The sequence below is a fragment of the Variovorax sp. P4_D9 genome (genome assembly GCF_056401695.1).
On record NZ_JBFUIU010000213.1, the window covers coordinates 1 to 12,343 of the forward strand.

The following is a 12,343-nucleotide window of genomic DNA, read 5'->3' on the forward strand; positions in this document are numbered from 1 at the left end:
GCTCCGCGAGGGACAAACGGATCAGCGCATTGTTTCGCGCATTGTTGCTCGGCGAAACAATCACCGCAACAATGTGCCTCTTGCCGACGAAGCGCCTTCTGATGGAAAGCTGCACAGTTCTGCGACAGCGTGCCGAAGATCTGGGTTGGTCCGAGAACGGCCGCGGCCTGGGCGCGCCCGGTCCGAGGCGGGTGGTTGCGGACGCGCCCTTAGGCTGCGACGGCTGCGGTGATGTGCTTCAGCGCGAGGGCCGCAGCAGCGCCCTTCGATCCCTGCTTGGTGGTGTCCGTCGCGCGCATCTCGATTGGGCCGTCGGCGGGTACCAGCGACACTCGGCACTCGAACGAGCTCGGGGTCTTCGAGATCTCGACGAACTCATAGGGGGGGCGGCCAGGGTTGATTATGTCCGGTACTGGACCGGCATGGGGGCCACCTGGTCGCCAGGGGTAGATCGAGCGGCAGGCGCCGCCGGCGCAACGTCCCTACCTTTGCTTCCTGGTGCGCTCACAAGCAACTGCTCGAGCAGCGCCTCCGCGGCAAGGGCTTCGGCCTGGCGCTTCGTGGAGGACTCGGGAGAACGCGCGGTCACACGGCTATCGGTCACTGCGAGCTCGACCACGCAGACGTAGGTAGGCGCATTCGAAGGCCCAGCCGACGTGCTGGTGAAGGTCGGCGTGCCCAGCTTCCTCTTCTGGCAGTGCTCGAGCAAAGCGCCCTTGGCAATCGGAAGCTGAGGATTGCTGGTGGGCACCGGAGAGGCGGTCGGCGCCGCGGCCGGGGAGGGCGCCAGCGCCTCGTCGACGCTGGCCAGCGGCCGAAAACCTTTATCAGATCGCGCAGTTCGAGGAGTGAGGCGGCTTGCTCGGCAGCCTTCTTCCTCAGATCGGTGGCCACTGTGGAGCAGCTGACCCTCGCCGCAGTGGCGAGGTGATGTGGGCGTAGGCCCGAAGTGGCCGGTGAGGGTGCTCGTGTAGCGCGCCTTCTGGGCGATGAGGTTCAGCCGCTCTGCAGCGGCCGCAGTCGTGGCGTGTCCGCCGGCGATCCAGGCCTCGAACGACTCCGTCGCGGCTACGCCGCGGGGCGCCGAGATCCGAGGCTCATGGCAGCGGTAGAGGAACGGGATGTTGCTCCTGGCGGCGAACTCTGCCACCGCCGAGTTGGCCGCGATCATCATTTCCTGCACGAGGATGTGCCCGACCATCTCGCTGGCGTCGTAGTGTCGGATACGACCCTCCTCGTCGGTGAGCAGCATCTGCTGCTGGCCGAGGAAGGCGAGGGCGCCTCGCGCGCGGCGCTGCTTCAGGAAACCTCTCGCGATTGCGATCGCATTCAACATCGGCAAGTGCAGCTCGTGCGTCTTGTTGTCGGCGATCGCCGGAACCTCTCTATATGAGAGCCGCTGCGCCACGGTGACCTCGCCCAGGGAGGTGGGTATCGCAAAGCCGGCCGGCCGGCCAGGTCGAGCTCGAGTCGATCTGCATCGCGGATCGGAGATCGCCGGCGGTCAGCGTTGACTGCAGCTCGGAGATCTAGCTCTAGCGCGGCAGCATGGGCTGCGTGGCCTGGCGTCCTCGATGGATCGTTGCCCCTTGCTTGCGCGCGGCCAGGTCCTCTGCGCTCCCGATCACCACGACCGCAGACGGATTCGCGATCGAGACGCGATCGATCCCGCCTGTCTTCGTCCTCGCGACGCCGATCGCATCGTCCAGGTCGGGGGAATGGAGCTCATCGATGGTGAAAAGGGCGATGTCGTTGTGCATGAAGGAGTGTGCGCAGAAGGGCGGTGGGCCGTCAAGGGCGCAACCCGTCTGGAGGCTACTCCCACAAAAAAAAGTCGAATATCGAAGTTTCGAGTATTGTTGCGGCACAAAAAAATTACAGCACATCTAAAGTCTAAAGCAAACAAAAGAATCCCGTGCATTCTGACATCTCACGCACACTGAGGGCACCATGGCGATTCTTCCCCCTCCGCCCGGATCCGTAGGGCCTGGCATTCCTGCGCGGGCCGCAGAGCAACTGGCGGGCGGGGGCACATCCGCTCCCGAGCGAGCTCGCACGCTGCGCTATCAGTTCGATCAGACGGCGCGCGCGCATGCTTTCTCGTTCAACACCGCCCGAGCCGCCGCCGAGGCCGCCGCAGTCTCGACGCCGCGGCCGGTCACCGGCCCGAAGCGCGAGGTCAAGTACGACGAGAACCAGCAGCAGCTGATCGACGCCAAGGACAACACCGTGATCGGGGAGGCTGTCACCGGCTCCGGCAAGACGACCACCGCCGTCGGGTACGCCGCTGCGCGACCGCGTGAGAAGTTGGTCTACCTGTTCTTCGGCCGGGCCAACGCCGACGAGGCGCGCCAGCGGTTCCCCTCGAACGTGGACGTCTTCAACGTCCACAGCCTCGCCTTCAGGGCGATCGGGCACAAGTTCGAAGGACGACTCGTCAAGTCCTGGCGGCCGCGCGACATCGCCGAGCAGCTCGGTGTGGGGAACCGCATTGCGGGCTGCATCGGGAAGACGCTGACTTCGTTCTACTCGAGCATCGACCCCGACATCAACGAGTCTCACCTGGAGGCTGTGGCCGACTGGGGACTGACGCCGTTGGAGCAGGGCCTCGTGCTGGATCACGCCCGCGGCGCCTGGAAGAAGATCATCGCGCCCGGCTCCACGATGCCGGTAACCCACGACACGTACCTGAAGCTCTGGACGATGTCGGGCCCGCGCCTGAACTACGACTGCATGATCCTCGACGAGGCCCAGGACACGAATCCGCTCACCGAGCAGTTGGTGATGGCGCAGCTCGATCACTGAGGCTCCTGGCCATCGGAGACCGCCACCAGTCGATCTTCGGCTTCCGCGGCGCGACGAACGCCATGCAGAACCTTCGCGCGATCGAGGGTAGCCGTGTGGTCACGATGCCGCGCACCTGGCGCTTCGGGCCCAGGACTGCGGACGTGACCAACAAGATCCTCCAAAACCTGAAGGGCGAGTCGATCGTGATTCAGGGCATGGGCAAGGACACCGGCTGGGGCCGCCAGTCCACGCTGCTCACCCGCACGAACTCTGGCCTGTTCGAAGAAGCCGTCTCCCGCCAGGGCCGCGGCGTGCACTGGCTCGGCGGGGTCCAGAACTACAACCTGGACGTGATCACCGACGCCTACAACATCTGGGCGCGCTCACTGCACGCGGTCCGTTCGCCGTTCATGAAGCGCTTCCGCTCGTGGAACGAGTTCATGGACTACTCAGAATCGTCGCGCGACGCCGAGACCCGCATGCTGATCAAGGTCGTGGAGCGCCACGAGCACAAGATCCCTCAGCTCGTCGCCCAGGTCATCAAGAACGAGGTGAAGGATCCGGCGGCGGCCGAGCTCACCCTGACCACGCTGCACAAGGCGAAGGGGATGGAGTGGGACTGCGTCCGCATCGGGAACGACTTCGAGTTCCTCTTCGAAGCCGAGAAGGAGATCTGCGAGACGGGCGAGCTTTCCCAGGCAACCCAGCAGGAGGTCAACCTACCTGTTGTACGTCGGAATCACCCGGGCCCGTGGAATCTGCCGACTCAACGATGAGACCGAGCAGTGGCTCCCGACGCTGCAGGCCGAGCGCATGCGCGCACTCGAACTCATGAACGGCGCCGGCGCGGCGCGCCCCACAGCTTGATTCCATGACCAGAATTTGCGTCAAGCCCCGTCCTTCAGGGCGGGGAAGGAAAGCAGGTATTTTGCTTCGCGACCTTGCGCGTTGCGCTGGTGCTTCCCCATACTGATTCGCAGTGTCCAACGATTCGTCCCTCCGAGCCTACCGCTTCCAGCTTCGCCCGCGCCCTGCGCAGGCGGCGCAACTACGGCGCTACGCGGGCATGATGCGCTGGCTCTGGAATCGGGCGCTGGCCGAGCAGCAGGCTCGTCGCGAGCGCGGCGAGAAGTACGCAGGCTATGCGAGCATGTGCGGCTGGCTCACGGCCTGGCGCAACGCGTCAGAGACGTCGTGGTTGCGGGAAGGCCCGGTGCATCCTCAGCAGCAGGTCCTGAAGCGCCTGATGCTGCGTTCCAGACCTTCTTCGCGAACGTGAAGGCGGGCAAGAAGCCCGGCTACCCCCGCTTCAAGAAGCGGGGCGAGGAGCCGGGCATTCGCTTTCCGGACCGCAAGCAATTCAAATTGGACGCGCTCAATGGGCGCCTCCAGCTTCCGAGCTCGGATGGGTTCGCATGCGCATGAGCCGGGAGGTCGCCGGAGAGCTGCGCAATGCCAGCGTCACCCGTGAGGGGGACCGCTGGTATGTGGCGATCCAGACGCTTCAGCCCAGCGTGCTGCCAGCGGCCGGCGTCGCGCCGACGCTCGGCATCGACCTGGGCATCGCCAACTTCGCGGGCCTTTCCGAGGGGCGACTCATCGTGCCGCTCGCGGCGATGAAGGCGCAGCAGCGGCGTCTGCGGCGCTACCAGCGCAGTGTCAGCCGCAAGGTCAAGGGCTCGTGCAACCGCAAGAAGGCGATCGTGAAGCTGCGCGCGCTGCACAGGCGCATCGCTCAGCAGCGCAACGACTGGCTGCACAAACTCACCAGCGGCCTGGCGGCCGAGCATCCCGTCATCGCGATCGAGGACCTGCGCATCGCTGCGATGAGCGCCTCGGCGCGCGGGAGTGTCGCGAAGCCAGGCAAGAACGTGCGCCAGAAGGCCGGCCTCAACCGCGGCATCCTCGATGCAGCCTGGGGCGAGCTCAGGCTCCAGCTCGAGTACAAGCTGGCCGCGCACGGCGGTCAGGTGCTGGCCGTGAATCCGGCCTACTCCAGCCGCACGTGCCGCGTCTGCGGACATGAGGCGGCCGAAAACAGGAAGAGCCAAGCGCTCTTCGCCTGCGTGGCCTACGGCCACACAGAGCATGCGGACATCAACGCCGCAAAGAAAATTCTGGCCGCGGGGCACGCGGTCTGGGCTTCTCGAACGAAGCCCGATGCCTGTGAAGGGGCGGTCAGACGCGCAGGGTCCGCAAGGACGAAGCACGCAGCCCCTGTGAAGCAGGAACCCTCCGAAGGAGTGGCCTGTGCGTAAAGCGCAGTCCGCCTCAGCAGGAATCCTCGTCCTTCAGGGCGGGGTGGATGTCAACATGGATCCAGATGAGGGCCTGGTCGAGATTCGGCCTGCCGGCGTGAGCGACGAACAGATCGAGGGTCTGCGCCGCGGGCCTACATCTACAAGAACGTCCTCGACGGCGAGGTGGAGCACCAGTTCATCGCGCTCCCAGACGGCGACCTGGTGGATCATTTGCACGTTCAGCCCGACGTCAAAGCCATCGGTGAGCTAATCCGCTCGCGCGCCGCAGCCCCGTCCGAAACACCCGAGTCCGACCAGGCGCCCCGCGCTTGATCCAGTTCCCTTCAGCAACACGGCATCACCAACAGCCATTCACCAGGAGCGACAGCATCATGACGAATCCAGCCACCCAAACCGTCGGCACCAAGCCGCCCCTCCGCTTCGGATTCGCGCGCCCCGCCGCCGCCGCGCCGGCTCCCGCTGCAGCACCGGCTGCCACCGTAGCTTCGGCTGCCGTTGCCACGATGCCAGCTGCAACCACTGCCGTCCTGACCACCGCGGCGGAGCACCTGTGCACGCCCGCCAACTCTGTGCCGGTCCAGTCCACGAACGACACCGCCCAGACGGCCGACGGCGTGACCGGTGAAGTCGCAGCCCCTGCTACCGAGCAGATCACCATCATGTTGCCGAGCGGCGGTCGTGAAGGCCAGGTCTTCGGCGGCGTCTTCGGGCGCATGGAAGACGGCAAGTTCTGCACCGACCCGCTGCTGACGTCCATCCACCTGTTGCAACTGGTCGACGGCGCCGAGCCAGGCGAGGGCACGGACCAGCAACGCCGCGACATTATGCTGGCCATGGGCGGCATGCCGGAGACGGTGACGATCACGGTTCCGACTGAACTCGCCGCCCCTCTGAAGGCGACTCTCGCGCATCTGAGCGGCGCCCGCTGGGAGCAGCTCTACGCGAACGTCGGCGCGGCCGCCAATCCCATGACCAAGTTCGCGTTGGCCAACGAAGCCCGAATTGCTCGCGAAGCGGTCGCTCGAGTTGCCCGCGTCGGTGGCGAGACGTTCACCGTGCAGATCGCGGAGCCGAAGGAACTGCGCGTCATGATGGAAGGCGGCGACGACGATTACGACGAATATGCACGCGAGCTGAATGGCATCCCGCAGCCCGTTGCCGGCAGGCCTGTGACCACGGTAGTGGCAGGCGAGGTCGCGTATCCCGCTCCGGGCCACGAAACGCTCTACAGCGCCCTTACCGGCCGCCAGGAAGGCGACACGGTGACCTACACGCATGTGGAGTCGTTCACCGTCGTGGCCGACAGCGCGGAGAACGCGGAGAAGGTGCTGGCGCTTGTGCCGCAATCGCTCAAGGCCCGCACGGCGATGTCCGCCAGCGACGTGAAGGTGAATGGCCAGCCTTACGTTCTGGCCGTGCCGCCGCTCGACGACGAAGGTCCGGCCGCAGACGTCCCGCGCTGAGCCTTCGGCGACAAGCGGCGTCGCGAACTCAACCTTTAGCTGTATAACTACGCATTAAAAGTCTGAAACAAATGTAAAACGGTTCAAAAACAATGTTTGAATTGAAGTCGTAGAGCGGCAATGATGAAGCCAAACAGCCCCTTCGGGGGCTGCTCTGAGACAGATCAAGGCGGGCTGCCACACCAGGTGAGCAGGCTGCCAAGCACGGTGCGCAAAGCGGCTTCGGCCGATGCGCTAGGTGCTCTACGGGGTTGAGAGTGCGCCTGCCATCAGGCGAGTCCAGGAATCGGAAGGGCAAATAAAGCGAGCACCGGATCAATCCAAGAATGCTCGCTGCGGGTGACCTGATCACCGATCAAGACTGAAACGAAATCCGAAGAGCCTCGCATCCAAACTCAACCGCTGCCTCAGTACCGAGGAAGATGCCTAAGGGCAGTTTCTCAGTACCAGGTAACAGCAGGATTGAAGAAGGACACCGAGATGCACCTACCAAACAAACCGCGCCGCCACCAGAGTGTGAAAAACACCAAAGGGCTAAACTTGGCGCGATGATGGTAGATGCATCTGCCAAGTGTCAACGCGAGGCCACCCTTTTGAAGCCGTCGACGTCATGTTCGTCTGCCTTTAGGTCGTTGCGCAGCGCAATCCAACACGACATCCACCAGACTTCTACCAAGTCTCTACCAAGAGGAGATTTCGGCAGCCTGATCTGGCCGGCGAGATAACCTGTGCCCATCAGGGGATTTTCGGCGCGGTAGTTGAAAGTTGAGTGTGGCCCTCGGGCCGCGGCATTCTCGAAGGCTGGCCCATGCGGCCACCGGCGCTCGTTCATTTGCGACGAGCAGTGCAGAACAGCGGCCTCCTATTTGAAGACGAGAATCTCGACCGAGAGGTCGGTGCGACCACCTCTTTGGCGCACCTGCCGATGGGAGGCGTGCTCGAGACCTCGCGCGCACTCGGAGTCGATGGCCAGTCGATGGAGCAGCTCTCGCGCAGTGGGTTCTTCACGATCTTGAACCTGGGGCCCGGCGTCGGGAAGCCACAGCGGAGCTACCACCTCAGCCAGCTCAACGAGGTGATTGCTGCCGCAGAGAAGATGCGCCTTCCGGACTTCTATGTGGGAGGCGCCCTCTATGCGAGCAAGAGGTCGCGCCAGATCTCGAACGTCAAGTCGCTCCAGGTGGCATGGGTCGATCTCGATTGCTACAACGAGGGAATCGACCCCAACTCGGAGTTCGTTGAAAAGCTTGTTGCTCGAGCGCAATTCGCAGGGATTCCAGCCCCGAGCCACATCGTCTCCTCCGGCCGCGGCCTCTATTTGAAATGGCTCCTCGACAAGCCTGTGCCTGACAGCCTGCTGCCTGCCTGGAATCAGGTGCAGCGCTCACTGAGCCAGTTGTTTGTGGATCTTGGCGCCGACGTGAAAGCGACCGACGCAGCACGGGTCCTCCGTGTCGTGAACACGGTGAACGGCAAGGTGGCCGAGAGCCGCGCGAACAATGCGCTCGTCGGGGTCGTGTGGGACAGTGGTCAGCGCCATTCGTTCGAGACGCTCTGGCAAGCGGTCAATCTGCTGGACTTCGAGACCACCAAGGCGCTCAAGAAAGCAGGGGCAAAGGTTGCCCACCTGGCCGGCCGCAGCGGCGCGGTGCCAGATTTCATTCTTCCGCCAGGCGCGCGCGGTGATCTCGGCTTTCTCAATGAGTTCGGAACCACGCGGCTTCCGCGCATCGACCTCGAGGCAAAGGCGAAGGCCGAAGCGAAGGGCAACGGCTTCTCCGGGGTCTCGCTGGCGTGGAATCGCTTCCTTGACCTGCGGGATCTCATGCGGCGGCGTGCCGAGGCCTCTGGCGCGACGGGCGTTCAAGAGGGTTCTCGAGACCTGACCATGCTCTGGATGGTCAACTTCCTGGCACAGGCCCGCGTCGTGAACTCGAACAACGTTTACCGTGAGATCGACGGCCTGATGCGGGCGTTTGACGGCGCAGATCTGCCTGGCCCTCGCGGGTTCGAGCATCCCGAGAAGTCGGGCGCGCTGGAGACGCTGGTCAACAGGATCAAGGCGAGCGAAGCCGGTCACCGGGTTGGGCACGCCGGCGGCCAATGGGATCCGAAATACACGCCATCGAACGACTACCTCATCAACGTCTTTGGCATCACCAGCGATGAGATGCGCGACATGCGCACGCTGATCGACAAGAAAGAGAAGCGCGCTCGCGCCGATCGCAAAGTTGAAGGCCGCGCAGAGCGTCGGGAGGCGCGACTTTCCTGGAATGACCAGGCGCTGCGCATGCGGGACGAACTCGCCACCGCGCGGAAGAATGGCGATGCATCGGTTCCTGAGCAGAAGGTCTGCGCCTCGATCGCCAAGGAACTGAACCTCGCCCCGAACACGGTCCGGAACTTCCTTCGCCGGCATGACGACAAAGCGGCGATCGCAGAAGTCCGAAAGTCAGGCAAGGCGCCCGCAAGGGCCTATCTGAAAGCGTATGAGCTCAGCCCGGAGGAGCTCGAGGCGCGGAACCAGCTCAACGCCAAAAGGAAGCATGCCCGGTTCATCGCGGGGCTTCGCAAGAATGGATATGTCGGGGACGGCGCAGCAGAAGACGTGCAGGCCTGGCTCGACGTGAAGACAAAAGCATTCAACCAAGAGATCGAGCGCAGCGCGGCGACCGCCGTCGAGCAAGCGCGCATCGCGCGAGCGGACGGACTGGGGGGCATGAATGTGACGTTGGAACGCCTGCTCCGAAAGGCTGCCGAGCGCGCTGGTGCGTCCGACGTCCTCGACGGGCTCGCGTCAGCAGGCCCGGGTGGCGTGGGGGTGGTGGTGAGTGACCTGGTGGGCTCCGTGGACTTTGCCGACTCGCCGTTCTCGGTCGAGTCGGAGAACGTCGCAATAACATTAGTCCGTGTCTTAGGCCAGATGCGGGACAATCAAACGAACAAGGCGTCCACCATGAACCCGCTTCCTTCTGCCGATCTGAGCCCCGACGAATCCTTCGCCGTCTCCGCCGCGGAAGCGGGAAAGAAGATGTCGAAGCGTTCCCTCTTGAGCAAGGCTCGCAAGGCCCAGAACAAGGAACCGCTGCAGATTAGCGCGAACCATCCCGTGATCGATCCCGCACCTGTGGCACCCTCCGAGCCGCACGTGGTCGCCCAGAGCGCGCCGGCGGACGTAGGTCGGATCGCAACCAGTGTGATTCCCCCGGATCTGCTGGATTCGTGGAGCGGATCTCACGCGGAGCCAGCCGGCATGCCGGACCTGGACGACGGGTTCCTCGATTCATTCGCCGAAGGCGAGGGGGTGGTTGTGTCCAGCCCCTTGGTGTCCAGCGCCGAGCAGGCGCCCAGTGCACCACGTGCTCACGCGCCTCCTGCTGCAGGTATCTCCACAGCCACTTCGYGCCCAGCGCCCGTCTTGGCGTTCGCGCGCGGCCCGAAGCTCGGCGCCTCAGCGGCCCCAGGCCTGAGCCGCGGCTTCGGATTCAACCGTCCCGCGTCGCCGGCGRCGSCMCGCRSCRGCCAGGCTCCYGCCGTATCGTCCWCGCCACCGGCATSGGGAGCCGTTGGCTTCGCKCCCGTGCGCAGAGTGGTCGCCCCTYCWGCTCAGCCYCTGGGCYTTRGCGGGCCGGCGCGGCTGTCACCGGACCAGGCGCGAGCGAACGGYCAGCACCAGGACTTCTCCAAGCTCTTCGACGAGCCGCGTTACGACGCGGACGGCATTCCGGTCACCTATCCGAAGGTGGATGTGTGGCCGCACGAGGATCTGCCCGCCGGCAGCCGCTACACGCGGGAGGAATGGGCAGATGCTCGCAAGCCTGACGAAGAGATCCCGACCGGTCACGTGGTCGTCGAACTGCAGGTGGGCAATCCCGTCACCTCGGCATTGATCAAGGTGCCACGCAAGGCGGTCCCTCAATCGTCGGCCCCACCGATCGCCCGCACGCGCGTTGTCGACGGGAAGTTGGTCATGCAGGAGCCGTACCGAGGCATCGACGATCCCCTGGTCGACGCGATCGCGGACACCATCGTCGTGTCGAGGAAGTCGCCCATCGCAGCCGAAGTCCGAGGCGCCGTCGAAGGCGGCATCGAGATCGCTCGCGGGGGTGTCAGCGCCTATTACCGGTTCATCCGTCCAAGGACCCACTACACGGACCCGGACAAGTTCCTGTACATCAACTCGAAGCTGCAGATGACGGGCTYTCTGGGTGAGGTCGGCGCGCGAATGCCAGCCCCTGTGGAAGAKGMTCCAGCGGAAACGGTGGAACAGGAAGAGCTTGAAACAGCGGAGGCMCCTCGTGGTTGAAGACAARGTGAGCCAGGCGATCGACTACGGCACTCGCCAGTGGACGCCCGAGGACGACCTTCATTCGGCTCGCATGGGCCTGCAGCGGCGGCTGGATCGCATCGCGCGCGCCGGAATGCTTCGCACCAGGGCTCAGCCGCCGGCGGCCCGACTCGTCCCGCGCCAGCGCCAGGCTCTCAGATCACCTTGAGCTACTCCGAACTGCTCAGGGCGCTGTCCCTTGCGGCGGTCGACGGCCGCGGCGTCACCCCCACTCGCATCGCCGAAAACGTCTATTTGAAACTCACGGATGCGGGCGAAGCGGGCCCGACGCGCGATAGCGTCGCAGACCTCATCGGGCTTGAGCTGGCCCTGCGCGACCGTCTTGAGGCGGTTGTGGCGCGCCGGTATCTGGAGCTACATGGACCCGACCACGTGGTCAGCGAAGCCACACCGTCGGACGACGCGGACGAGACGACCGAACGCATGCGCATCTAGTCGCGTGTGCGGGAGCAGGGGCGTACAGCCGTTTTGGGCCCGCAGCTCTCAATACTTGGCGTCCCGCTGCGCGCGGCGTAGCATGCGAATTCTCGAATTCTCGAATTCTCGAATTCTCGAATTCTCGAATGCGGTTTGGAGGATGAGATGAACCTTGTCCGCCGTAAGTTCTTGCATTTCCTAGCGGGCGCGGCCGCAATTGCGAGGCCGCATTTCGCTTGGGCAGAGGTTTCAACGACAGCTTCTCAAAATGTTCGAGTCGCAACCGGGCTGCTCGCCATTTGGCAAAGTACGGCGTGGCTCGGAGCCGAAACAGGCGCTTTCCGAAAACGAGGTATCGACTTGACCTTGCCGGCGATTGCGGTGGGGGGACCGGAGGCTGCAGCCGGACTCGTTCGCGGTGATTGGGAGTTCGCGCACACGGGAACGGTGCCGGTCGCTGAAGAAGTTCTCAAAGGCCATGATGTCGTGATCTTGGCGACGCCGACTTCAGACTTTCCCAAATCGTTTGTCATGACCAGAAAGGAAATCACCGAACTTGCACAGCTTGCCGGGAAAAAGGTTGGCGTGTTAACCGAGACCGGGCAGACGAGCGTGGCGGCGCGGATCACGATCGAAAAGGCGGGTGCCACTGCGACCTTTTTGCCGCTGGTGAAATTCGATCGAATCTACGCGGCGTTGGCCGCCGGAGATATCGATGCGGGCGCGCTTCCAATCGATTTGCGCTTTAGTGGTCAAGCACAACATGGGTGGAATGCCTTCCCGATAGATGCCTTTGATGCGCCATCGATATTCGCGACTACTCGCAAATTGATCGCCTCCAATCGGCAGCTCGTGATGAATGTCATGCAAGGCTTCGTGGAGACTATTCACCTGTTCAAGACGCAGCCAGACATCGTGGTGCCCTTACTCCAACGTTACGTGAAGATTGACGACCGAAAGGCGATGGAGGACCTGTACGCCTATCATGTGCCGGTCTTTCAAAAGATTCCACGGCCGACCTTTGCGGGAATGCAGACATTGCGCGAGTTTCTCGTGGCCAAGTATCC

12 protein-coding genes are annotated in these 12,343 nt (G+C 63.9%); 9 read left to right on the forward strand and 3 right to left on the reverse strand.

Annotated elements, in window-relative coordinates; all coding sequences use genetic code 11:
• Positions 1-209 precede the first annotated feature (209 nt).
• The 3 genes from AC1DY5_RS22420 to AC1DY5_RS22430 form a co-directional block, all read right to left on the reverse strand.
• Positions 210-332 carry a hypothetical protein gene (locus tag AC1DY5_RS22420; protein WP_478114895.1) on the reverse strand — a complete coding sequence of 41 codons (123 nt, stop codon included), beginning with the start codon at positions 330-332 and terminating at the stop codon, positions 210-212.
• 68 nt (positions 333-400) lie between these two features.
• A complete protein-coding gene (locus AC1DY5_RS22425; RefSeq protein ID WP_478114897.1) occupies positions 401-1,408 on the reverse strand; it encodes an RNB domain-containing ribonuclease in 1,008 nt (335 codons plus the stop codon).
• A gap of 127 nt (positions 1,409-1,535) precedes the next feature.
• Positions 1,536-1,760, reverse strand: coding sequence for an RNB domain-containing ribonuclease (locus tag AC1DY5_RS22430; protein ID WP_478114899.1), 225 nt, complete (start codon positions 1,758-1,760; stop codon positions 1,536-1,538).
• A gap of 190 nt (positions 1,761-1,950) precedes the next feature.
• On the opposite strand from AC1DY5_RS22430, the gene AC1DY5_RS22435 reads away from it, so the two are divergent.
• The 9 genes from AC1DY5_RS22435 to AC1DY5_RS22475 all read left to right on the forward strand — a co-directional run.
• Positions 1,951-2,805 (forward strand): DEAD/DEAH box helicase family protein, encoded by an 855-nt coding sequence (locus AC1DY5_RS22435; RefSeq protein ID WP_478114902.1) that lies wholly within the window; start codon positions 1,951-1,953, stop codon positions 2,803-2,805.
• 143 nt (positions 2,806-2,948) lie between these two features.
• Positions 2,949-3,563 carry a hypothetical protein gene (locus tag AC1DY5_RS22440; RefSeq protein WP_478114904.1) on the forward strand — a complete coding sequence of 205 codons (615 nt, stop codon included), beginning with the start codon at positions 2,949-2,951 and terminating at the stop codon, positions 3,561-3,563.
• Positions 3,564-3,766: 203 nt separating this feature from the next.
• Positions 3,767-4,066, forward strand: coding sequence for a helix-turn-helix domain-containing protein (locus tag AC1DY5_RS22445; RefSeq protein ID WP_478114905.1), 300 nt, complete (start codon positions 3,767-3,769; stop codon positions 4,064-4,066).
• Between the two features lie 136 nt (positions 4,067-4,202).
• Positions 4,203-5,045: an RNA-guided endonuclease InsQ/TnpB family protein gene (locus tag AC1DY5_RS22450; RefSeq protein ID WP_478114907.1), complete on the forward strand. Its 843-nt coding sequence runs from the start codon at positions 4,203-4,205 to the stop codon at positions 5,043-5,045.
• 374 nt (positions 5,046-5,419) lie between these two features.
• On the forward strand, positions 5,420-6,511 hold the full coding sequence (locus AC1DY5_RS22455; RefSeq protein ID WP_478114909.1) for a hypothetical protein: 1,092 nt from the start codon (positions 5,420-5,422) through the stop codon (positions 6,509-6,511).
• Positions 6,512-7,319: 808 nt separating this feature from the next.
• Positions 7,320-10,817 (forward strand): hypothetical protein, encoded by a 3,498-nt coding sequence (locus AC1DY5_RS22460; RefSeq protein ID WP_478114911.1) that lies wholly within the window; start codon positions 7,320-7,322, stop codon positions 10,815-10,817.
• The gene (locus AC1DY5_RS22465) at positions 10,810-11,007 is read left to right on the forward strand and encodes a hypothetical protein (protein ID WP_478114913.1); all 198 of its coding nucleotides are present in this window, start codon (positions 10,810-10,812) and stop codon (positions 11,005-11,007) included. The genes AC1DY5_RS22460 and AC1DY5_RS22465 overlap by 8 nt, the downstream gene beginning before the upstream one ends.
• A complete protein-coding gene (locus AC1DY5_RS22470; RefSeq protein ID WP_478114915.1) occupies positions 11,004-11,294 on the forward strand; it encodes a hypothetical protein in 291 nt (96 codons plus the stop codon). Before AC1DY5_RS22465 ends, AC1DY5_RS22470 begins: the two co-directional genes overlap by 4 nt.
• Before the next feature lie 147 nt (positions 11,295-11,441).
• Positions 11,442-12,343: ABC transporter substrate-binding protein (locus tag AC1DY5_RS22475; protein ID WP_478114917.1), on the forward strand; the 902-nt coding region annotated here is incomplete at its 3' end.